Here is a 22,829-nt window from a genome sequence, read left to right as displayed (position 1 = left end):
AAAACAGCCAGGAAAAACACATGAGAACCAATGTCCTAATGGTGATCGGCGCGGTATGTATTTCTGCACTTGCAGCATGCGAAGAGAGTGGCGGATCGGTGGATGCAAGTGCACCAACTGTGGGCAGCTCTAGCGATCTTTCGCCATTTGAAGGGGCAAGAGCGGGCCAAGCTGAAATGGGCATCCAAAGTCTCGGATTTGAACTCATCCGAAGCGAAGGGCTGACCTCGTACTGGTTTAACAAGGATACAGGTGCATGTGCTCAGATCACGACGTCTGAGGGAAGGTACTCAGATGTAGCTATGCTGCCATCAGGTGACTGCTGACAAATTTCCATCAATCCCAAATCCAAGAGAAGGAGCCCAAACTTGCAATTCGACCTGGCACACGCGGCGGTCATCGTTGTCGCCTTAATCATCACTAACCTGGCATTGAAATCGGCTGGCGTGATCAACGAAGAAAACAAGCACCAATGGAACTGGAAAGTTGTTCTAGCCTACTTCGTAGTCGTCGTTATCATCAATCTCGTGTGGCCCATCTAAAGTTTCACAGCGGAAAGCTATTTGCCCACTTGATATGGTTGTCATGAACTAGCCTTTCCGAGAGACTATCAGGTCGCAAGAGTTTGAGCATTAAAGGTTCAAGAATAGAAAGGATTTGGCATGCGGTTTTTGGCGTCCCTCATATTCATTGGTGTTCTCGCAACCGCTGCGAATTCTGACGTGACCAGTCGAAATGGCGGTCCAAGCAAAAGTCAAATGCTTTCAAAGGGTGGTGACGGAGGCATTGATGGTGTCGCTTTCTTTCGCCCAGTCTTAAGCGGAGTGTTGTATCGATCCGGTTTCAAGGGCGGCGACAAGGATCGAACTGGCCTAAGTGAAGGTCAACGCGAAACTCTGTGCGGCGAAGGGTTTTCAACCGGGTTTTATGCCGACTTCGGCAAAAACACTGAATACGGTCGCACCAGCTGCGGAAACGGATCCTTTGACTATCAGAGCGCCAGATCCTCTCGACCCGATGCTGTCATGGCGTCCATACACGAGGTGATTAAAAACCCTGGAAAGGGCCCTGTTCTGGTGCACTGCATGTGGGGCGTTCATTCCTCAGGTGCATTGTCGGCGATGGCGCTCGTTCAGTTTTGCGATTGGACAGAAGAAAGGGCCAAGGAATATTGGAATGATGCCCGAAACGGAGCCCCTTGTTCAGGCGGGTGCGACCAGTGGATTGACTCAAAATTTTCCAACTTCAGTGTCGACCCAAAATTGAAGATCTCCAACGAGCAACAGGCAGCGATTTGCCCCAAATGATATTGGGAGGACTATCCAAATGAAGTTCAATCTTCTGGGGTCACTTGCTTTAATTGCACCCACTGTCTTGTGGGCGAACGACGATGTTCTCGGTGAAGCCACGACATTTGATAGTCCCAACGGCGTTACTGAACGCTGTATTCGGATCGAAAAAGTTCCAACGGGCGAGTATAAGAAAAGCGATCTTGAGGAAGAAACGGCCTATTGCGAGATCGATTTCTATGCCTCCGAAATTGCTATTTGCCCAAAAACCTGGAGCACCAGCCCAGGAATGGCAGTCTACGATATTTCGGAAGGACCTTACGTGGGGAACCGTTCTGAATTCGAGAGAAACGCTTGCAAAGAGGGGAAGGCGGCAAAAGATCTGGCTAAGGACAGGGTGGCTAAATTCAAGTCCACCATGAACCAAAAAGGCACCAGTGGAACCTTTTCCACGTCTTCACTGCTTTACTATCATTTCTCCAGATATTTCGACGCGACTGTAAAAGTTCCAGTCGCCGTTTGGCGTAGCATGGACGCCCAGGCGCATTTTTCCGAGGTCGCCGAGCCTGGCCTTGCGATTTCTGGTGGCTCTCATGGCGGGCGCATGAACCACGAAGGCTGGCGGGTCTTCGCAGCTGCGGATGCTGACCCGAACTCATACCAGCCAACCGACGATCTGTTCACCGCAGATCGAACGCAAATATTCGGTGTGCTGCTTGATAGCCCTGGGCATCGATACGGCTCGGAAATCAACGGCACCCGTAAATCTGGTTGGGGAAAAGGTCAGAACCGCGATTTTCAGGAAACTCCTGCTTTCTTGGCTTTGCGTTCTTCAAAACCCTTGCCAGAGGCCATTGTAGAGGGCGTTGGAGAAGGTCGAAGAGACCGGATGATCAACAAGGATCTCGGTCCCGATGTCAGCGACCAACAGATGGCATTTTGGATGCAAGAACTTACCGAGATTGTACTCCTCGATTTCATCTTTAGCCAGCAGGACCGCGTAGGAAACATAGACTTTACACCCTATTGGTATTGGGTCGAAGACGGAAAGCTGAAGCATAAGAAAGCCAAGCACCATGAGCCAAACGATGGAGACGTTCCCGACGACGCATTATTGATCCGTCGCAGCAATCTAAACGACAACGATGCTGGTGGGCGTGTCGAATACGCCAACTTCGCGAAATCTACTCAAATGCTGGAGAAAATGCGGCACTTCTCTCCAAGTACGTATCGGCGCTTGGTTGCATTGAATAGTGACCTTCAGTCCCAAGGCCCGGTCTATGACTGGTTGTCGCAAAGCTTTGGATTGTCAGACAGTCAGATTGCACAAGTTGTCAAAAACACTGCGCTGGCAACGTCCATCCTCCAGAGCAATTGTTCTAGTGGTGATTTGATGTTCGACTTGGATCCTGTCGCATTCTTTTTGAGAAACGACACCGAGGTAGAGGTTGTGGATTGTAATGACCCGTAAGCGTTCTGCCCTTGTTGCGGTGATCATTTGGACCACTCTGCTCGCCAGCAAAGGGGCGGCATTGGATGTCATCGTCATATCGGATTTGAACGGAAGCTACGGTTCGGTAAGATACGATACCCGCGTCGACAAGGCGATTGAGCGCATAATCGAGATTGATCCAGATCTGGTTATTTCGACCGGAGATATGGTTGCGGGACAGCGCATTCCCAACTTGTCCGACAAACAGGTCAGGGAGATGTGGAAGGCGTTTCACGAGGCCGTATCAGATCCTTTAGAGGCTGCCGGCATTCCATTTGCAGTCACGCCAGGAAACCATGATGCCTCTGCGTACCGTGGGTTCGAGCGCGAAAGAAAAATATACGCAGAGGAATGGGTTCCGAGAAAACCAGACGTCGATTTCCTGGTTTCGGATGACTACCCGTTCTTCTACGCGTTTGAGATGCAGGGCGTAACGTTTGCATCTTTGGATGCTACGACCTTGGGGCCGCTATCCGGTGATCAGCAGGACCGACTTGTAGAACTGGGTGCAAATGGAAACCCGATTGTCACTTTCAGTCACCTCCCACTTTGGCCGTTCGCGATCCAGCGCGAACGCGAAATCATCGGTGACCCAACACTTGAAAAAATCTATTTGGAAAGCGGTGTCGTTCTGCATCTGTCAGGCCACCATCATGCCTTCTATCCCGGTTGGAAAGACGGGGTAGCTTACGTTTCTCAAGCTTGTTTGGGAGGTGGCCCGCGACGGCTTATTGGCTCAAAAGCCAGATCACCTCACAGCTTCACACATGTAACGTTCCAGCCAAACGGAGAGTTTGGGATAGCAGTATATCGAGGGCCTGATTTCGAAAGGTCGGTAAACTTCAAGTCGCTCCCGAAAGAGATCAGATCCCCGAACGCGGTGTTGAAACGTTTAGACCTTGTTAAATGACTAGAGGTTGAGTTTCAGTTCAACTTTTTCAGGAACCAGATCGTTTATCATCTCTTCTATCCGAGCTTCTGAAAGTCCACCCGAGGTGATGAACAGCAATGAAACGCGAGATTTTCCGGGGACGTGGTGTTTTCTGACCAGCTTCCATCCAGCGTCTGCGGCCATAGCTTCAATGGCGCCGCTGACATTCAACGAGTGCTCTTCGTCTGAGGCCTTGAGGGAAATCTCTACACCCTTGTTTCGTCCACCGAGCCAAATAAAACACCAACATACAACCGCCACCAGTGTGGCCATCAGCGGCAAGCCCAGACCGACCGCAAGACCAAGAACGGTCACGATTATCATTTCGACAGTGTCCACCGGATCATCGAGATTGGAGCGGAACCTGAGCAACGCGCCGATGCCAAAGATAACGAAACCGATCATTGAACCGTGCTGAACTACTAGAAAACCAACCGCCATGCCGATAAGCGCATACAGGAAGAAAAGCCTTGGCATAACTATGTCGCGGACGCTTCTACGGGCTTTACGTCTCACCGGATGATAGACGATCAAGCCAGCCAGAATGATCGTGACGATCACATCGAGAGTAAAGAAATACAGTTCCTGTTTGCCGCGAAACTGCGTCCACCGGCGTTCGATAACGATTTCCGACCCCGAAGCCCCGGCCAGCATCGTCGCAGGGTCGACTTGTGACACCGCAGCACCTGGCAACAGCAGCATCAACAACACGGTCACAAATGTGAGGGTCGTATTCAACTTGTCTTCCTTCCTGCTCTCGCCAAAGGCTTACGCTTAACCAAAGGCACATCGTGCCCTATTCAATTCAATCGCAACAGGCGGGATCAGGTAAAGAGATTACAGTGCATTCTTCGGACATCGTATCCGAACTGTGATACGAACGCTGATACAGGGATGTAGTCCAAGCGCGAGAGAATCCAATGACAGAAAACAGAGTGTTTTCGTCAAAAGCTGAAATTTCACGGTGTTTCTGCAAACTTAGACGACTCGCTTTTACGGCCAGCTTGGTTGCGGCAGCCTTCTTGCCTTGGACCGATTTTGCCTACGCCGAAAGTGCTGGTTTGGTTCTGGTCGATAAATTCAAGGTGGCAGACAAATCAGAGGGATTTTCAGAGCCTTCCGGTTTGGCAATGTCTAACGCTGAAGGCTTCTTGTGGTCTGTAAGTGATGCCGAACCTAAACTGCACCTACTCGGAGTCGACGGGGTATTAGGAAACTCTTTCAAGTTGCCAGCATTGGCAGGATCAGATTTGGAGGGCGTCGCATCACGAAAAGATGGGACTGTTTTAGTACTTCAGGAAACTGATCGATCAATTCTAGTCGTTCACCCGACTGACCCCATTCAACTAACTACAATCCCTCTTACATCACTCAAAGGCTACTCGGACGCCGCCGCATTACTCGTCGACAACCCTTTGAACAAGGGACCCGAAGGCATCGCCGTTGACCCGGAATCTGGGCGGGTGTCTGTTGGCATTGAGGGACAACCAAGGTTGTTAATGGTGTTATCGCCAGAGCTAGACGAAATTATTGAGATCATTCCTTTAGCCCGCGATGCAGGTTTTATCTCCGAGCGTGTAGATGATGATGAACTGGATTTGAGTGGCCTGGCATGGTCCCGGTCCTCGCGTTCTCTTTGGATTGTGAGTGACAAAGGCCGTCAGATCTTCGTCTACAATCCAAAATCCAAGTCAGTAAAGTCTATCAGTTTGACGTTCACAGAAGATGGCCAACAAAAGGAAGTTAAACATCCCGAAGGAATCGCTCTCGATGAGACCAAAGGGCTTCTCTACATCCTGACAGACGACGCCAAGAAATCACGGCTTTATGTTTTTAATATCCCCAAATTTTGATCGCTAGAGAATGAAGCTCACATCGCCACAATAGCTGACGCAAGTTGTTGCAGCTAGCTTACCACTCCTCTTCGTTGGTCCACCCCAATCAGAACCGAACACTTAAGTTTGCACCGAGGCCATGCTCTTGGCCGTTGGAGCGAACTGAATAGCCATATCCTGCCGTTAGTCTGGCCAGATCAGAGATCTGATACCCTAGCCCCAGACCAACTACAAAGCCATTTGCTCCTCGGTTTTGTCCGACTTGTGTAAATGTTCCGAACAATGGACTTGTAACTGTGATTTCGTGCTCACTATCCTTGTTGGCAAAGAAGTCATATTCATACCGGGCGAAGGCGATTGGGGTTAGCAAACCATTCTCTGTCAAGAAGTCGCGTTGATAATCAACTCCAATGGAAGCAACCAGAGACTCTGCGTTCGCTTTTTCAATCGAGTAGTTGAAATCACCACCGCCCGTCTCTGTGCCTGAACCTTGTTGAATACGCCCGTAGTTCAATCCAAAAACCGTGGAAACCCTTGCACCGCTGTCCAGGTTAAACAGCTTCCGTGCTTGGATACCCGCATGGATGCCCTCTTGGTCCAAATCAGACTTTGCCTCGCCTCCCGTAAAGCCATCAACAGAAGGGTTATTTCGCTTGGCGTCGGTTTCACCAAACATGTAACCGACCAGCCCGGAGAACTCCCAAGTTCCGGTTGTTGTGCGCCCATAGACGCCCACATGATAGCTGTCGGTCGAAAAGTCCTGATCGACTTGATCGTGTTCATCCATGGAGGATGTCCCAAAACCTGCGTACACGCCGACCACACCTCTATCGGTGCTTGCGACATCCGCTCCGACCAAAATCGTGCCCAGCGAATAGTCGAATGTCCCAAGGCCATTGCTTCCATCAACGTCCCCGCTCACATAGGCCGTGTCGATCCACCAGCGCCGATCAGAGCAGTCTATTGCGCCGCTCGGGCTCTGGGCCGAGTCGATGTCGCCTTCTGCAACGGGTTGATCCGCATTGCTGAAGCCAACCGCTTGATACTTGCGGCAGTCAGCATGGCTCAGCACAGTGTTGGTTATCAGGTCAAGTTGCTCAAGCCCAACGGTCAAATTGGAGGAATAGGGTTCTGCGTGCACACGATTAAACCCAGCCAAACCTGAATTGGTAAGCGTGTTAACGGTGTTACCCAAGGTCGAGCCATTAGTCAGATTAGTTCCAGGTGACGTGTTTGTGGTGTTAGCCACCGCACCAGCAAGGTTGCTTGCATTGGGAGATCCAACAACTGATGGGTGTTGTGGTAAACTCGAGACGGGGAGGGTCGAAAACGCTATGTCGATTCTACCGTCCGCGGTTGGCGTGTTTGAGATACTCAGACTGGATAGGGCGGGCAGAGATCCTCCGGCAACAAGAGTTGGGGAGTTTCCATCGAAACGCGAGGCTTGAAAAACCGTGTAGTCGTTGCCAGCAGCATAGTCCTGCGCAGTCAGGCCGGGACGAGCGGCTTCGACTTGTATAGTGGCGCGGTTAATCCCTGTAACGGGCCCGCTGGATGACACCAAATCGGCTTTCTGACCGGCCGTCGGATCGACTTCACTTAAGATCCTTGACCCAGTTTCAAATGCGATACCGCCACTATTGTTAAGCGTACCAATTGAAAAGCCCGGCGAAAGCACCCCTCCGTTCTTAACTGTGAAGTTGAATGCGTTCACGGTTCCCGTTCCGGCCAGCGTGCCAAAATTCTCAAAGTTTACGGTGTTCAAATTGCTTGCTGCATCGAGCCGAACGGTCGTGCCCGCCGCTATCGCCATGTCACTGGTTGAAGAAATCGAACTATTCGTCAGTGTGAAATCAGAAGCCTCGGCAACCCGGGTTTGGATATAGTACGCCCCGAAAACCACTTCGGTAGCCCCCATAACGGTAAGGTTGTCGTAGGTTAACGGTCGGTCTGACTGGAAGTAAACTTCAGTGGGGTCGATATTCGCGCCGTTGAACGGAACGAACGTCATTGATCTGCCGGAACCAATCGAAGTTCCAATGAGGTTCACTCTGAGCTTCCCGTTGATGTTTGTTGCCAACGCTTCCCGGGATACAAAGTCTCCGCTGCCTGCGGCGACATCAACATTCAGAAGAGTTAAAACTGAAGCATTGCTTGGAACGGTATTTTGGCCAGGAACATACAACTCAATTTCACCTGAGGACGTGATAGAGGAGTTACCAATTGTAAGTCCTGTTATGGGTCCGTTTGGGATCGGCAGACACGTGCGTTCCGTGGTTGAGATTGTTTGATTGATGCGAGTGCTTTCAGACCCAGAAGAGTACTCAACTCGAGGAGAACCCAATTCCACGCAGGCTTGTGAGCTTTGGGCTTGTACTTTGGTTGGCGACATCAAATAAGCCAAGATTAAGAATGAGATATTCGCAAGAGTGATGCGCTGAGCAATTCGACTTAGTGGGAACGGCCTATTGTTTGTCACCAACTTTCTCCTCTCGCGGTACAAGCGAAGCTACCTCAACTTAGGACTTGAAAAACAAAGTTTATCTTTTTGGATTTTTTGTTGTGGCATATGAGCAAGCTCACAACACGGGAAGGTCTGCGCAATGCAGACCTGCTCGTGTATTTACTGCGAGGCAAGACAAGCCGGGTTTTACATTCCGACCATATCCACCTTTGCGTAGAAGCAATCGTAAAAGGTCAAGCCTTGAAACGATTTTCCCGAGCTTGATGGGCGCTGAACAGCGCCATTGAGTATAGGCATGGATCATTGGATTTCGGAGTCGATAGCTAAGATCAATGCAGATGCTCACCGCTCCGCCGATACGCACCTTTTCAAGCTAGTAGGCCAAAACTTCTGGACCGAGATTGATCTGATCGAGGGCGCGTCCCTTATTTGGAAACTCGACGAAACCAATTTGAAGTTTGAGTTTCAGAGTTTGCCAATTTTCGACAAGATCTGAAAGCTGGTTGACTGACACCAAGAGAATGAAACAATAAACTGAGCAATGACACGGAGAACGAAGATACTGTTGGCGTTCACCGTATTGACGGTGGGGTTATGCATGTTCCTAGCGGGACGTGCGGTCGAACGTTACCAATATGAGGAGGCCTGCCTAGACTTGGGCGGAGGTCGCCATCCTGGAGATTACCCGATTTGCGTTTTGGAACAGCGTTCTAACTGACGGACGCGTCTCAGTCACGCCGCGATTGGAACAAAGAAGCTACGAGCACAACGACGCCGATTGCTGCGAGAATGAAAGTCAGCGGCAAAAAGAAGCTTTCTTGCAGAACGCCGTTTGGGTCGACACCGCCATAAAACAGGTGCTCTGAAAGCCCACTTAGTGCTGCAAGGAAAAGGATGACGATACCAAAAAGGCGAAGTTTGGTCATGTCAGGTCTCCTAGGGAATGGACCAATAGTTAGCACCGTTCTTCATACCTGTGAATTGAGGAACCTAGTTCTTCAATACCTTGATTGCATCGCGATCCAGCCGTTGGCGCGTATAATGCGAATATGACAAGAGATATTGAATCTAACGCTCAGACAATCTCTGATGCCATTGCCTCTGCCCAGCAGATATCTCCACTGTCTTCAGAGGCAGGGCAGCTAACGCTGGCTGACGCTTATTCGATTGCAAGTCGCGTCCGAGAACTTCAGGGCAAAAAGAGAGTTGGCCGGAAGGTCGGCTTCACGAACCGCGCGATTTGGCCTGTTTATGGTGTAGATCAACCCATTTGGGGAGAGGTCCACGCAGATGGGCTGTTTTCGACTGATCAGCCGGTAAACTTGGCAAGGTATTCAGAACCGAGAATCGAGCCAGAAATCGTACTAGGTCTTGGCTATACGCCGACGGCTGAAATGAACAATGAGCAGTTGGCAGGTTGCGTGGATTGGGTTGCCCCGGGATTTGAAATTGTTCAATCGATTTATCCCAACTGGAAATTCTCGGTCGAAGACTCAATCGCAGCACAAGGATTGCACGGCTGCCTTGTTCTTGGCGACAAAATCGAGGCGACGCATGATGTCTTGACCGGCTTGGCCGAAGTGCCTCTAGCATTGTTCAAGGGCACCGAGGCTATCGAGTCCGGCAAGGGTGAAAACGCGCTCGGTGGCCCAATTGAAGTCCTGGCTCATCTTGTTTCTCTGCTCTCAGACGCCGACCGGCTTCAAGGAGGCGAGCTAGTCACAACTGGTACTTTGACAGACGCATGGCCAGTGTTTCCGGGCGAACAATGGTCAGCGGGCTTTGGTGGTGTCATGGACACCGAGCTGTCGGTGCGATTTACATGAGGCTGTAATAGAGTTGTGACGCCTACTTCACCAAAGAAAAGTTACCCTCAATAGCTGGGCGCGATAGTCTTCCACTGATTTCATCAATTCTGGAATGCAAATTATACGATGCTATCCAAATCAGATTACATGATGTTTCTCAGGCACCCCGCCTGGCTATGGATCAAGAAACACGCCAGGCATCTGCTGCCGCCGATTGACCCTTCATTGCAAGCACGTTTTGACGAGGGGCACGCGTTTGAGCCATAGCCACTGAACTCTGACAGTGGCTACACAACTACAATTGCTTAACACAAACTTTGCGCCAAAGACTTTTGCCAAGCTCTGTTTCAGTTCATTTTGCCGGACAACGTTTGTGTCGGCAGTTGTCCAAAGAGTGCTCTGTAGTCTCGCGCGAACTGACCCATGTGCCAAAATCCGTAAGCGTTTGCGATGTCCGATATACTCTCCTCTGGCGAGCAGGATACCAGTTCATGGCGCACAGCACCGAGACGGGCTCTTAGATAAAACTGCTTGGGGCTCACCCCATATGTTTCCTGAAACGCGCGACGAAGAGTGCATGCGGATACCTGAATATCTGCACATACTTCACCGATTGACACGTTATCCATCAAATGGGCCCGCATGAACTCAACGGCTTGTTGTGCTAAACGGGTTCTATTTTTACTGTTTCGCCGATCACTCCATTTTTCGCCTACCACCAGCATTTCCAGAAGCTCTAAGATCATATCACTCTCTTCACTATCAGAGCTTGGTCCGGCCGCTGATCCAATTAGAAAGCGCGCTTTGTTTTTGACTAAGGAATGAAGCTTGCCAGCGTCGCTAACGAAAGATCTTAAAGCGTCATTTCGCGCGGTGCTGATATCAAGACCGCAATCGTCGGCGATCCGTTGAGCCCTTCGGATGTCGATGGCAAAGGTCAGGCCTGTGAGCGTTGAATTGCTCACGCCTTCAAAAGGGTCTCCGCTACCAAAATTCATCAGAGCGGTGTCTGAGGGTGAGCCGTTAAGCCAAGTCCGTACACTCCCTTTGTCTGGTAAGCCAAACGCTAGAATGTCAGAGCGAGAAACACCGGTTTGGTACACAGCCTTATCAAACGACAAATCGATCATTTGAAGGTCAAGACCTGCCCAAACGGATACCGAAGAGTTCATAGTTCCCTCTTCAATTTGGCGTAGCTCGACATCCCATTGGGACAGCTCGCGGAATTGCGAAGGGTCCTGCAAAAAAAGTGTGTTTGGGGCGCAGGTTTTTTTGGGGGCTGATCGTTTTTTGATGTCGTCCATTCCGCCCCGCAGGTAGTTTTCATGAAATGTTATTCGAATATGTAGGCTTGGAAAATTGCAAGACAAAGCAGACAAATCGAGAGGGAAGAGGTTCGGACGCCCATCGTTGCCTGATGATACTGCGCGCACCGAACGCGTCGTAACGCTGCTAACCAAAAGCGAAAAAGAGTTGTTGCGCTCACAGGCTGAAGACAGCGAACTCTCCCTTTCAACCTTTTGCCATCATCTGATCCTTGAAGGTCTGAAAACAAGTAAATCATGAAACAGGGGTATCTCATGAAATCAAAACTGTTCCTCTCCGCGCTGGTCTTTGCCGGCTCCGCTATCACGGCGGCAGCTAAGGACAGCAATATCGTGCATGATGCGGAATACTATGTGCTGAAGCAACAAAACGAAGCCGTTTGGGTCGAGAACGACGCACAGGTTGACCAACTGCTGGCCGATTTTCGTGAGAAAAACGGAGGGAACCCTCCAAACATCTTCTACATCCTTATTGACGATATGGGTTTTGGCGACATGGGTATGCCCGAGATGAACGCGATACGCGGGTATTCGACGCCCAATATCAACGCGCTCGCAGAGGAAAGCATGCGGTTTGCGCGCATGTATACCGAGCCGTCCTGCACACCGTCGCGGGTCGCCTTCATGACGGGTCGCCAGCCGTATCGCAATGGGATGGGCGATACCGCCGTCGATATTTCAGGTTTTGGCCTTGCCGATGAAGAAGTCACAATTGCCGAAGTTCTGAAATCCGTAGGCTACAACACCTCGCATGTTGGCAAATGGCACATGGGCGACATTCAGGAATCCTGGCCTACTTATCAGGGCTTTGACTACGCCGCGTTCCCCATCCATCAGCAGGGCCAGTTGGCCATCTTCAACGAAGATGCAGCCAAGGAAGAAATCACCATGGCCATAGGGGAAGACAACTACAACTCCAAATACACGCTGGATGATTGGTTTCGCCCTGATCCGGGACACATGATTACCGGCCTTGAAGCTGTCATTGGCGGGGAGGTCCGCGAAGTCCATATGGAACCGGGTGAGAAATGGACCCAGGACAAATATAATGAAATGAACATCCGCTATCAGGCACAGGCGATGGAACAGTTGCGCCTGCTAGCAGAACGGGATGAACCGTTCTTCCTGCAATACTGGCCGCTTGTCCCTCTGTCGACAACGCGCACGACGAGAGAGGCGTTCACGACACCCAACGGCGGTACATTCGTTGAAAGCATGGAAGAGCTGGATGAATGGATAGGGGTCATTCTGAACGAAGTCGATGCGCTGGGGCTCAGGGACAATACCCTGATCGTTTTGATGGGCGACAACGGTCACTTCACCAAATATGCCCCCGGCAGTGGGTTTTCGCCGCTGGTCTTCCGCGGCGGCAAGGCCGATACGTCTGAAGGAGGCGTTCGGGTGGACGCGTTTGCCCGCCTGCCCGGCTTGATCGAGGGAGACTCGATTGTATCTGACATTATTCATATCTCTGATTTGTTCACGTCAATTGCGCGTATCGGCGGAGCGATGGATGCCATCCCCCGCGACCGGATCATTGACGGTGTCGATCAGACGTCCCTGATGTTTATTGGCGATACGCATGGGCGCAGGGATCATGTACTGATCTACTCGATCAATTCGCTGAAAGAGGTGGTAAAGGAACACATCAAACTCAAAGTTCCGGCCAAAGGTGAAAATGCTATCGTGGCCAAGTTCTACAACCTGTTCCGCGACCCCCGCGAAGAACAGAGCGTATCGACCGAGATCGGAGCATGGGCTGGACATGAGTTTAACCGTATTATTGCCCGCCACCTGAAATTCAAGGAAATGTACCCCGATCAACCGGCCGCGACCGGACGTCCCTATGAAGGTATCGTGAACCTTCGTCCTGAAACCGTCGCAGCGGTGGATGCCTTTGTAGCCAAGCGGGACATTCAGCCCGACTAAAACAAAAAGTACTGCAAGCCCCGCATCAACAAATGATGTGCTTGATGTGGGGCTCGGCACCCACAACAAAGTTTCTGGAAACAATATGAAATTCCAAGCGCTTGTACTTGTAGTGGCAACTGGCATTGTCTCGACCCCAGCAATTGCCGATGAAAACGCTTCAAACCCTTTGGCCGCAGTCAATAACACGGACATCCGGTATCAGTATTTTGATTTGGGCAACGGTGCCGACAAGCAGGACGCCTTTATAGATGGCGCATACATGCTGCGGCCTGATCTGAAACTGAAATATGAGTTGCACTACAACTCAACGGATGTGACCGGAACGCGTTTCACTGACTTTGAGAAATTGAGCCTCAAAGCGATCTATTTCCCTTCTCAGAGACCGCTCAACGACACATGGGCCATCAAGTCGGCCATTGGCCTGGAGTGGATACTGGACTTTGGCGACCCAGAAAAAGGGATCGGAACCGGGTCCGATCAAATTGCGCCTTTTGGCGGGTTCGCCTTTGCAAACACAAAATCAGGGCTGACGCTGATCCCACTGCTCCAGCATTTTGCTTCATACAATGGCCCGACGGACATAAACCAAACCGCGATGCGGTTGATTGCGCTACAACCGTTTGGCGATGGGTACTGGGCCAAGGCTGATATCAAAGCACCATATGACTGGGAGAACGATGCTTGGCCAGCGACCGCTGAGTTCCAGATTGGTAAGAACCTCAGTCCTGGCATTGCAATTTATGCTGATTTCCTCATCGGTATAGGTTCCGACCGCCCCTACGATAAAGGTGCCGGCTTAGGTTTGCGTTTCAACTACTAGTTCACCTACACCCAACCTCGGCGAAGATCATATATGTCACAGTCCAGAACTCTGTTCAGCCATTTGTTTTCTGCGTCTATCTTGACCCTTCCTGGAACTGCCTTGAGCCAATCCCTGCCCGCTCCGGGTCGGTAGGAAATAAATTGGCGTCACGCCGCATCATTCTATCTGTTCACTCCGCTCTGAACTCGGGGAAGATCAACAGTCTCTGGGCGATCCGCTGAGTTGGATCTGGGTTCCAGAACGTCTAGTGCCGTGTTGCGATCCAGCAGCTAGTTCGGCATCAGACACCTTGCTGCACAGTCAGATCTCGTGAAGAGTAGCTGGACGATCCAACGGCAGTGCGTAGGTCTTCTTGGGGCAATTTGTGGAGAGTATAGATGCTGAGTGAGCCTAGGCCACCGGTTCTCCTATTGACGGGTACAAATGCGGCAGCCTGGACGATGGAGAATGTCCGGGCACCATTCGAGGCATCAGGATATACCTGCGAGAGCCTGTCCTATCGTTATCATGATCTTCCAAGCGGACCCGAACGCGACAGCAAGCTTATTGGATTGAGTATTGCAGATTACGTAGAGGATGCCCGGCAGGCGATCAAAAAAATCGGGGAGTGTCCGTCGTCAGACACCTTGAGTATGAATGCCGGGTTCCCGAACTTGTTCGCTAAACCAACGCAATTTTGAACTCAACCGTCTCATGCCCGCCAAGAGCTTTGTCAGCGATATAGCTTCTAACAAATTTTCCACCCGCTTTTTCGATGACACGCACGGATGCCTGATTGTCAGGGCTGGTCGTGATTTCAATGTAGCTCAACCCGATTGATTTTGCCTCTGGCAACATTGCAACCAGCGCGGCAGACGCCAATCCTTCCCCTCTTCGCCAAGGCACGACGGAATAGCCGATGTGACCAGAACAAGTAAGGGGCAATTCCTCCGTCCCCGGCTTCCATCGCAAACCTATGTGGCCGCAAAACTCATCATCCCATAAGGCGATTTACTTGCTCTCCTCTGCACTATTATCGTGAAACAGTGCAATCTTATGGGCAAATCGTGCAAACTTATGGGGTGCGTGAAGGTTTGTGCGCGTCCCTACAAGAGCCTAGAAATCCAAATTCTCGACGCTCAGGGCGTTTTTCTGGATGAATTCGCGGCGCGGTTCGACAACGTCACCCATCAGTTTGGTGAACAGATCATCCGCCTCAACCATGTCGTCCACACGCACCTGCAACAGTGTACGCGCGTCTGGGTCCAGAGTTGTTTCCCACAACTGATCGGGGTTCATTTCGCCCAGACCTTTGTAGCGCTGTAACGACAGGCCTTTTTCACCCTCTTCCAGAATGGCGCGCAATAGGTCCAGCGGACCGTGGATGGCTTGCGAACGGTCGCGGCGGATCAGTGTCGCCGGAGTGTTGTAGATCTCTTGCAAGCTTTGGGTAAAGCTGCCGGTCTTGCGCGCCTCGCCCGAGCGCAGCATTGGGCCATCCAGAGTACGCACCTCTTCAACGCCGCGCAGGATACGGGCAAGACGGATGCCGTGGTCCTGTGTGATCCGGCCATGCCAACCGCGCTCGTATTCCAGCGCGATTAGGTCGAGACGCGCGGCGACTTTATCGGCCACGCCTTGAAGGTCAGCATCCACCGCACCTGGGACAAAGGCTCCTGCAACGGCGGCCTGTTCCAGAATGTGACGCGGATAATGCGTCGGGAAGGCGTCCAGAACGCGTTTCAATTGGCGTGCTTCGTCCACAACGCGTGTCAGGTCCTGACCGATGATTTCTTCACCAGAACCGAGTTTCAGAACCGCCCCTTCGACTCCCTGGTTGACTAGGTATTCATCCATCGCCGCCTGATCTTTCAGATACACTTCAGACTTGCCACGCGACACTTTGTAAAGCGGCGGTTGCGCGATGTAGAGGTATCCGCCTTCGATCAATTCCGGCATCTGTCGATAGAAGAAGGTGAGCAGCAGCGTTCGGATATGCGCACCGTCGACGTCCGCATCCGTCATGATGACGATCTTATGGTAGCGCAGCTTTTCGATGTTGAATTCATCACGCCCAATACCGGTGCCTAGTGCCATGACGAGGTTGCCGATTTCCTGCGAAGACAGCATCCGGTCGAAGCGCGCGCGCTCGACATTCAGAATTTTGCCCTTGAGGGGCAAGATTGCCTGCGTTTGCCGATCGCGGCCAGTTTGTGCGGAGCCGCCAGCGGAGTCCCCCTCGACCAGAAAGACCTCGGTTTTTGTTGGATCTTTTTCCGAACAGTCCTTTAGCTTGCCTGCCAGGAAGTTCACATCCATCGCGGTTTTGCGCCGCGTCAACTCGCGGGCCTTGCGGGCAGCCTCACGGGCCAATGCCGCCTCAATGATCTTGCCAACGATGGTCTTAGCCTCATTCGGGTTCTCTTCGAACCATTCGGCCAGTTTTTCGTTCATCAGACCCTCAACCGCCGGTCGCACCTCGGAGCTGACCAGCTTGTCCTTGGTCTGGGATGAGAATTTCGGATCGGGCACTTTGACCGACAACACGCAGGTCAGACCTTCGCGCGCATCATCACCGGTAAAGCTGACCTTTTCTTTTTTTGCGATCCCACTGGACTGCGCATAGTTGTTGATCGTTCGGGTCAGCGCGCCGCGGAAGCCTGCCACATGCGTACCGCCATCCCGCTGAGGGATGTTATTGGTAAAGGGCAAGACCGTCTCGTGATAGCTGTCATTCCACCACATGGCGATTTCGACGCCGATATCATCCCGCTCACCCTTGATATAGATCGGCTCAGGCATGGCCGGGGTCTTGGATCGGTCAAGATATTTGACGAACTCCTTGACGCCGCCTTCGTAGAACAGTTCGGTCTCAAGCCGTTCAGCGGGGCGTTCGTCGATCAGGATGATCCTCACGCCCGAGTTCAGGAAGGCCAGTTCACGGAGACGCTTTTCCAGCGTCTCAAACGAGTATTCCAGGTTCGAAAAGGTATCGGTCGAGGCCAGAAAGCGCACCTCGGTTCCGGTCCGGTCACCGCATTCCGCGACAACTTTCAGATGCTCTGTTGTCTCGCCGCCTTCGAACCGTGCGACATGTTCTTTCCCATTACGCCAGACGCGCAATTCCAGCCAGTTCGACAGGGCATTCACCACCGAAACGCCCACGCCATGCAGACCACCGGATACTTTGTACGAGTTGCTGTCGAACTTACCGCCCGCGTGCAGCTGGGTCATGATGACTTCGGCGGCCGAGACACCTTCTTCGGGGTGGATATCCACCGGAATCCCGCGCCCGTTGTCGCTGACCGAAACGCTGGAATCGGCATGGATTTTGACCGTCACATGGTCGGCGTGACCAGCCAGCGCCTCGTCAATTCCGTTGTCGACAACCTCATACACCATGTGGTGCAGACCCGAGCCATCGTCGGTGTCACCGATATACATACCGGGGCGCTTGCGAACAGCCTCCAAGCCCTTGAGAACCTTGATGGAATCCGCGCCATATTCTTGTGGTGCCTGTGCGTCGTCGGACATGCCGTTAGTACCTATATTATTTTGGTAACTTATACGTTTTCTGGGGGGGAATGTCACGCGCTCCCCCCACATTTTGTGGTGGGCATGCGTGATTTTACCGGACTCGGCAGCTGACTGCCGAATCCTCACAACCGGTCGAGATCAGCAGCTATGTCCGCCGCAATCTCCTGCGCGTTTACATCGCTGCGTTCCGCAGACAATCGCAGACCTAAAAGATCGGATTGATAGCGTGTGGCCAACCGGTTCGGGTCGTGGTCTGGGGCTATGTCGCCCTGATCCTGCGCGCGTCGAAACAGGTCAGCGAAACAGGCCTTCATTTGGGCCATGTGCGCCCCGGCCTTTTTGGCCAGTGCGTGATCCTTTGCCTGAAGCTCCGCGTATGTTTTTGCCAGCATGCAGGCTTTTGCCGGGGCATTGCTGGCCTCGACGACCAAACGCGGCTGCGCCTTCAAGGCCTCGAGCGGACCCAATTGATCGGCAAGCGCACTCAGCCGCGCGACCCCTTCCTGTGCGTAGCGTTCCAAAGCTAAACCATACAGTGCGTCCTTAGACCCGAAAGCCGCATAAAAACTGCCGGGTTTCAGTTTCAGCTCGCGCTCCAGGTCCTTCAGCGACGTCCCGGCCCACCCCTGACGCCAAAAGATATCCCTGGCCTGGGCGATCAGAGCATCACGGTCATATTCGGGTTTGCGTGGCATTGTCTTCACCAATTCTTGAACGGTTGCTCAAATATATACTTGAGCGATCACTCAAGAAAGACTATTTCTGCCTCAATGCGCCAGAAAAGGAGTTTTCAAATGGCCAACTTCCCGTCCCACGATCTCGAATCCGCCCCTGAGGGATCCAAACCACTGCTGGAAAAATCGCAGGCCGCATTTGGCCGCCTGCCTGGCCTGCACAAGGTGATGGCGGAAAGCCCCCAGCACCTGGAAGGCTATCAGGTGCTGCACGGCCTGTTCATGCAGACCGATTTTGACAATGATGAGAAAACCGTCGTCTGGCAAACCATCAACGTGGAAAACGAGTGCCACTACTGCGTCCCTGCTCACACCGGTATCGCCAAGATGATGAAGGTTTCGGGCGACATCACCGAAGCACTGCGCAATGAAACCCCGCTGCCCAACGCAAAGCTGGAAGCGCTGCGCACATTTACGCTGCAAGTCATGGAATCTCGCGGCAACCCGACCGAAGAGCAGCTGCAGGCGTTCTTCGACGCAGGGTATGCGCACCGTGCGGTTCTGGATGTGGTTCTAGGCCTCGCGCAGAAAACCATGTCGAACTACGTCAACCACATGGCGAAAACGCCAGTCGACGAAGTTATGCGCGGCTTCCTTTGGGAACGTAAGGTAAGCGAACCTGCCTAAGAGCTTACGACCGAGCCCTCTTCGCCTTCGGAAACGATCAGCGTTTGGGCTCGGTCCCCCAGTTCCGCAAACAGTTCAGGCCCGGTGCCCGTCATCCAGGCCTGAGCACCCAAAGCACAAATCTCGTCATACAGCGCCGCGCGCCGCCCCGCGTCCAGATGCGCTGCAACCTCATCCAACAGCACAATCGGTGGCGCCCCCGCCATCCCGGCTAACGCCCTCGCGCTGGAGAGAATCAGAGAAACCAGCAGCGCCTTCTGTTCACCAGTCGAACAATCCCTTGCGGGCACGCCCTTGGCCGCAAACACCCCGTACAGATCCGACCGATGCGGACCAACCAAAGTCCTGCCCGCCGCCAGATCGCGAAAACGACTTTCACTCAAAGCCTCGCGCAGATCGTCCGCCGTTTCCGGCATCACACCTTCGGTTTGAACCAGTTCCAGATCTGCTGACGGAAAGGCGGTTTCGGCCTGATCCTGTGCGCTTCGCAGATAATCCAGCGCTGCCAACCGAGCCGAATGAATCCGATGGCCCATATCCGCCATCTGCCCTTCCAGAGCCGCGTACCAATGGGCATCGCGCACCTGTTCTTTCAACAGACGATTGCGTTCCCGCATTGATTTTTCGTAGGTCAGCGAGGCCTCGGCATGCGTTGGATCAAAACTCAGCGCGATCCGATCAAGGAACCGCCGCCGCCCTTCGGCGCCTTCGATCCACAACCGATCCATGGATGGGATTAACCAGACAACCCGCGCCAGCTTCCCAAGGTCAATCTGGCTGGACGTCTTGCCGTCAACCCGCACCAGACGAGCCGCGCCACCCTCGGACCATGTCTCGATCTCGTAATGCTTTTCCTGCGCCTGCAACAAGCCGGACAGTTTCCACCCCAGCGCCTCGGGCCGCCTCGTCATCTCGGCGGCGCTGGCGCGCCGCATCCCGCGACCGGGGGAAAACAGCGATACGGCTTCAAGGATGTTGGTCTTGCCCGCCCCGTTCGGACCATGAATGACCACCGGGCGGCCGTCCAATGACAACCGCGCCAGCTTGTGGGACCGGAAATGCGAGACCGTCAGTTCGGTCAGGGCCAAAGCCATGACCCCTCCCTTCGTCTTTTCAAAAATACTCCCGCCGGAGGCATCGCGCGTCAGCGCGATCAGACGCGCATCGGCATGACCACGTAAACCGCGCTCTGATCGTTACCTTCACGCATCAGCGTCGGATCACCGGCCGAATTGAATAGGAATACCGCGTTCTCGCGATCCACCTGCGACGCAATCTCCAGCAGATACTTGGCGTTGAACCCAATCTCCAGCCGCTCGTCATTATACGCCACAGCCAGTTCTTCTTCAGCCGCGCCGCTGTCAGGTGCATTCACCGAAAGCACCAACTTGTCAGCATCCAGCTGCAGCTTCACAGCGCGTGACCGCTCGGAAGACACTGTCGCAACGCGATCCACGGCCTGTGCGAATTCCGCGGCGTCCACTTCCAGCTGCCGCGTGTTGCCCTGTGGGATAACGCGCGTGTAGTCGGGGAAGGTGCCGTCGATGACTTTGGAGGTCAGCGTAATATCGGGCGTTGCAAAACGGACCTTGGTTTCGCTGACCGAGACGGCGATATCCATCTCGTCATCGTCCAGCAGTTTGCGCAGTTCACCCACGGTTTTGCGCGGCACGATCACGCCAGGCATGTCCGCCGCACCATCGGGCAGGTCCGCATCGATACGGGCCAGACGGTGACCATCGGTCGCTACACAGCGCAGGACCTTACCGCCTTCGGATCCGTCGGCGACATGCATGTAGACACCGTTCAGGTAGTACCGCGTCTCTTCGGTCGAAATGGCGAATTTCGATTTGTCGAACAGTCGGCGAAGCAGTGCGGCCGAGGCGGTGAAGTTCGACTGGTATTCCGAGGACGCCATCACCGGGAAATCTTCTTTCGGTAGGGTCGCCAGAGAGAAATTCGACCGGCCCGCTTCAACCGTCAAACGACCGGCCGCGCTGTCGGCGGTCAGCGTAACAAGCGCTCCGTCCGGCAGTTTGCGGACGATTTCGTGCAGCGTCGTTGCGGCAACCGTTGTAGCCCCTGCCTTTTCGACCTGAGCAGGCGCCTTGTCGACAACCTCGATATCTAGATCGGTCGCGCGAAACAGCGCCTGGTCGCCTTCGGCCTCAATTAACACGTTGGCAAGTATGGGAATGGTGTTGCGACGTTCGACAACAGATTGGGCCTGGGAAACGGCCTTGAGAAGGGTGCCGCGTTCGATGCTGATCTTCATACCCTTAATTCCTCTGACTTGCGTGCCGAAATGGGTGGGGACTGGCACGTTAGCGGTTCCACCCTGAGGCACAAGGATTTTTTATGGTTTTCTGGGTCGGAATGCCCAAAGGGTCAAGGGGCGCGTGGCCAGTCGAGCACAGTTCCTGTGCAACCGTGGACAATAGCGCACAAAAAACGCCCCGGGCGTGAGGGTCCGGGGCGTTTCCTGAGTGGTAGGGGATGAAACTCAGGCTTCCAGCGACCGACGCAGCATTTCCACGTCCTCCGCGATCTGACCATCCGTGGTCTTCAGTTCTTCGATGCGCTTGACGCCATGCATGACGGTGGTGTGGTCGCGACCACCAAAGCGGCGACCAATCTCGGGCAAGGACCGGCTGGTCAGCTGTTTGCACAGATACATCGCAACCTGACGCGGACGGGCATAAGATCGCAGACGCTTGGGACCGATGATGTCCGACAGCCGGATGTTGTAATAGTCCGAAACCTTGCGCTGAATCTCTTCGACGGTGATCTTGCGCTCGGACGCGCGCAGCACATCGGCCAGACAATCCTGCGTCAGCTCCATGTCGATCTCGCGACCCACCAGCGAAGCAAAAGCGAACAGCCGGGTCAGCGCACCCTCAAGGACACGGACGTTGGTCGAGATGCGATGGGCCAGGAATTCCAGGACGCCATCTGCAATAGTCAGGTCAGGATACGTGCTGCTGTATTGCTGTACCTTGTTCTGCAGGATGCCCAGACGCAGTTCGTAGTCGGTCGGATGCAGGTCAACGACCAGACCGCATTGCAGGCGGGATTTTACACGATCCTCAAGATCCTTGATCTCACCGGGCGCGCGGTCGGCCGAGATGATGATCTGTTTGTTCTGATCCACCAGCGCGTTGAACGTGTGGAAGAATTCTTCCTGAGTCGAATCCTTGCCTGCGATGAACTGCACGTCATCGACCATCAGAACATCGACCGAGCGGAACAGGTGTTTGAAATCCATCATCCGACGTTCGCGCAGGGCCTGTACGAACCGGTACATGAATTGTTCCGCCGACAGGTAGAGCACATTCAGCTCAGGGCGCTTGGTTTTCAGTTCCCAGGCGATCGCATGCATCAGGTGTGTCTTACCCAGACCAACACCGCCATACAGAACCAGCGGATTGAACGTCACCGGACCGCCCTCGGATACGCGGCGCGCAGCAGCATGGGCCAGTTCGTTAGGCTTGCCGACAACAAAGCTGTCAAAGGTAAAGCGGGCATCCAGAGGTGCCGCTTGCAGGGATTCCAGCGCATCATTGGCAGAATCGACCTGCGGCGCTGGGGCTGCATCCGGCGTCACGGTTGGCTCGGGCACGGATTCGACCTTGGGACGCGCCGGTGAGTTGGCGGCGACGCGAAAGGCCAGGCGCTGCACCGATTCCCCTGCGGTGTTCATCTCATACAGGATGAGATCCGCAAAGTTTTGACTAACATAGTTGCCCATGAAATTGGTCGGTACCGAAAACACTGCCACCCCGTCCTGCAACTCTTGGAATTCAAGAGGCTCGATCCAGGTCGTGTAGTTGTTTCGGCCGATCGCTCTGAGCAACTTGTTACGTAGTAGTCCCCATTTCTCTTGTGTCATTAAGCGCCTCACGCATCCCATTCTTTATTGGCCTGTCGGCCTTATTACTATGTTCCGGTCGCCCGGTTTGAGCACTCAAACGCACAGGGATACCCTTCACCAAACTGCAAAAGTTTGGCGGGTTTTTTTGTCGAATGCCTGCACTGCCAAGTCCGCCGGCATTC

Annotated in this window: 20 protein-coding genes; 10 read left to right on the top strand and 10 right to left on the bottom strand. The window is 53.3% G+C overall.

From position 1 onward, the window contains the following. Positions 1-20 precede the first annotated feature (20 nt). From ACR0AA_RS18440 to ACR0AA_RS18420, 5 genes are all read left to right on the top strand, one after another. Positions 21-326, top strand: a complete 306-nt coding sequence (locus ACR0AA_RS18440; RefSeq protein WP_170418736.1) for a hypothetical protein — start codon at positions 21-23, stop codon at positions 324-326. Between the two features lie 42 nt (positions 327-368). Further along, on the top strand, positions 369-542 hold the full coding sequence (locus ACR0AA_RS18435; RefSeq protein ID WP_157054209.1) for a hypothetical protein: 174 nt from the start codon (positions 369-371) through the stop codon (positions 540-542). A gap of 120 nt (positions 543-662) precedes the next feature. After that, complete coding sequence (locus tag ACR0AA_RS18430) at positions 663-1,307, top strand: protein-tyrosine phosphatase family protein (protein ID WP_480756644.1); 645 nt, start codon at positions 663-665, stop codon at positions 1,305-1,307. 19 nt (positions 1,308-1,326) lie between these two features. After that, entirely contained in the window at positions 1,327-2,760 is a 1,434-nt protein-coding gene (locus ACR0AA_RS18425) for a hypothetical protein (RefSeq protein ID WP_480756641.1), read from the top strand. 61 nt (positions 2,761-2,821) lie between these two features. Beyond that, on the top strand, positions 2,822-3,691 hold the full coding sequence (locus tag ACR0AA_RS18420) for a metallophosphoesterase family protein (protein ID WP_480756638.1): 870 nt from the start codon (positions 2,822-2,824) through the stop codon (positions 3,689-3,691). Here the strand turns inward: ACR0AA_RS18420 and ACR0AA_RS18415 are convergent, their stop codons facing one another. Beyond that, entirely contained in the window at positions 3,692-4,450 is a 759-nt protein-coding gene (locus ACR0AA_RS18415; RefSeq protein ID WP_010443773.1) for a DUF4956 domain-containing protein, read from the bottom strand. It lies immediately after the preceding gene. Positions 4,451-4,632: 182 nt separating this feature from the next. Here ACR0AA_RS18415 and ACR0AA_RS18410 point away from each other — a divergent pair, with 182 nt between their 5' ends. Further along, on the top strand, positions 4,633-5,565 hold the full coding sequence (locus tag ACR0AA_RS18410; protein ID WP_480756636.1) for an SdiA-regulated domain-containing protein: 933 nt from the start codon (positions 4,633-4,635) through the stop codon (positions 5,563-5,565). An 88-nt stretch (positions 5,566-5,653) separates the two neighbouring features. Here ACR0AA_RS18410 and ACR0AA_RS18405 read toward each other — a convergent pair whose 3' ends face one another. Together ACR0AA_RS18405 and ACR0AA_RS18400 are read right to left on the bottom strand one after the other, a co-directional pair. Further along, positions 5,654-7,732 (bottom strand): autotransporter family protein, encoded by a 2,079-nt coding sequence (locus ACR0AA_RS18405; RefSeq protein ID WP_480756634.1) that lies wholly within the window; start codon positions 7,730-7,732, stop codon positions 5,654-5,656. Positions 7,733-8,739: 1,007 nt separating this feature from the next. Continuing rightward, entirely contained in the window at positions 8,740-8,937 is a 198-nt protein-coding gene (locus ACR0AA_RS18400; RefSeq protein WP_170607917.1) for a DUF3955 domain-containing protein, read from the bottom strand. Between the two features lie 84 nt (positions 8,938-9,021). Here ACR0AA_RS18400 and ACR0AA_RS18395 point away from each other — a divergent pair, with 84 nt between their 5' ends. Beyond that, positions 9,022-9,837 (top strand): 2-keto-4-pentenoate hydratase, encoded by an 816-nt coding sequence (locus ACR0AA_RS18395; protein ID WP_480756630.1) that lies wholly within the window; start codon positions 9,022-9,024, stop codon positions 9,835-9,837. Positions 9,838-10,166: 329 nt separating this feature from the next. On the opposite strand, the gene ACR0AA_RS18390 is transcribed toward ACR0AA_RS18395, so the two are convergent. After that, on the bottom strand, positions 10,167-11,123 hold the full coding sequence (locus tag ACR0AA_RS18390) for a helix-turn-helix domain-containing protein (protein WP_170483685.1): 957 nt from the start codon (positions 11,121-11,123) through the stop codon (positions 10,167-10,169). A gap of 276 nt (positions 11,124-11,399) precedes the next feature. Here ACR0AA_RS18390 and ACR0AA_RS18385 point away from each other — a divergent pair, with 276 nt between their 5' ends. Further along, positions 11,400-13,073, top strand: a complete 1,674-nt coding sequence (locus ACR0AA_RS18385) for a sulfatase-like hydrolase/transferase (RefSeq protein ID WP_170806690.1) — start codon at positions 11,400-11,402, stop codon at positions 13,071-13,073. A 46-nt stretch (positions 13,074-13,119) separates the two neighbouring features. After that, positions 13,120-13,896 (top strand): hypothetical protein, encoded by a 777-nt coding sequence (locus ACR0AA_RS18380; protein WP_480756625.1) that lies wholly within the window; start codon positions 13,120-13,122, stop codon positions 13,894-13,896. 663 nt (positions 13,897-14,559) lie between these two features. On the opposite strand, the gene ACR0AA_RS18375 is transcribed toward ACR0AA_RS18380, so the two are convergent. The 3 genes from ACR0AA_RS18375 to ACR0AA_RS18365 all read right to left on the bottom strand — a co-directional run bounded on the left by ACR0AA_RS18375 (position 14,560) and on the right by ACR0AA_RS18365 (position 18,110). Further along, a complete protein-coding gene (locus ACR0AA_RS18375; RefSeq protein WP_480756706.1) occupies positions 14,560-14,889 on the bottom strand; it encodes a GNAT family N-acetyltransferase in 330 nt (109 codons plus the stop codon). Positions 14,890-14,994: 105 nt separating this feature from the next. Beyond that, positions 14,995-17,412: a DNA topoisomerase (ATP-hydrolyzing) subunit B gene (gene gyrB / locus ACR0AA_RS18370; RefSeq protein ID WP_480665417.1), complete on the bottom strand. Its 2,418-nt coding sequence runs from the start codon at positions 17,410-17,412 to the stop codon at positions 14,995-14,997. A gap of 125 nt (positions 17,413-17,537) precedes the next feature. Further along, complete coding sequence (locus ACR0AA_RS18365; RefSeq protein ID WP_480665418.1) at positions 17,538-18,110, bottom strand: TetR/AcrR family transcriptional regulator; 573 nt, start codon at positions 18,108-18,110, stop codon at positions 17,538-17,540. Between the two features lie 99 nt (positions 18,111-18,209). On the opposite strand from ACR0AA_RS18365, the gene ACR0AA_RS18360 reads away from it, so the two are divergent. Further along, entirely contained in the window at positions 18,210-18,776 is a 567-nt protein-coding gene (locus ACR0AA_RS18360) for a carboxymuconolactone decarboxylase family protein (RefSeq protein ID WP_480665419.1), read from the top strand. Here the strand turns inward: ACR0AA_RS18360 and recF are convergent. The 3 genes from recF to dnaA all read right to left on the bottom strand — a co-directional run bounded on the left by recF (position 18,773) and on the right by dnaA (position 22,665). Further along, positions 18,773-19,870: a DNA replication/repair protein RecF gene (gene recF, locus ACR0AA_RS18355; RefSeq protein ID WP_480665420.1), complete on the bottom strand. Its 1,098-nt coding sequence runs from the start codon at positions 19,868-19,870 to the stop codon at positions 18,773-18,775. The two genes, ACR0AA_RS18360 and recF, sit on opposite strands and share 4 nt — an antisense overlap. Before the next feature lie 59 nt (positions 19,871-19,929). Then, positions 19,930-21,051 (bottom strand): DNA polymerase III subunit beta, encoded by a 1,122-nt coding sequence (gene dnaN / locus ACR0AA_RS18350; RefSeq protein ID WP_480665421.1) that lies wholly within the window; start codon positions 21,049-21,051, stop codon positions 19,930-19,932. 228 nt (positions 21,052-21,279) lie between these two features. Beyond that, positions 21,280-22,665 carry a chromosomal replication initiator protein DnaA gene (dnaA, locus tag ACR0AA_RS18345; RefSeq protein WP_480756621.1) on the bottom strand — a complete coding sequence of 462 codons (1,386 nt, stop codon included), beginning with the start codon at positions 22,663-22,665 and terminating at the stop codon, positions 21,280-21,282. Between the last annotated feature and the right edge of the window lie 164 nt (positions 22,666-22,829).

Source organism: Ruegeria sp. CE8 (genome assembly GCF_056537465.1).
This window is presented reverse-complemented; position numbering and strand designations above follow the sequence as displayed.